General features: G+C 63.9%; 1 protein-coding gene. It reads right to left on the reverse strand.

Features of this window, described 5'->3' with window-relative positions; all coding sequences use genetic code 11:
• On the reverse strand, positions 1-277 hold a 277-nt coding region (locus tag OU789_RS16835), incomplete at both ends, for a hypothetical protein (protein ID WP_274656952.1).

Consider the following 277-nt stretch of genomic DNA (forward strand, 5'->3'; position numbering starts at 1 on the left):
GGGGTGAACGAGATGTTGCCGGCGCCGGCTGCGCCGGCCGTGGTCAGCCATACCGTGCCCGAATAGATCGTCGTGCTGCCATAGGTGTTGGCATGGCTGAGGACGAACGTGCCGCCGCCGTCGATTCCGAGATTGCCGCTGCCACTGATCAGGGCGGTATCGGTGACGGTTGCACCGTTCGCGATCTTCAGGAGCGAGCTGCCGCCGACCGAAATCGAATCGTCGAACGTGCCGCTCGTTGTCAGCGACAGATGCCCGCCGCTCAAATTGAGCGTCC

Origin of the sequence: Halocynthiibacter sp. C4 (genome assembly GCF_028823805.1) — a bacterium.
Classification (GTDB): Bacteria; Pseudomonadota; Alphaproteobacteria; order Rhodobacterales; family Rhodobacteraceae; genus Falsihalocynthiibacter; species Falsihalocynthiibacter halioticoli.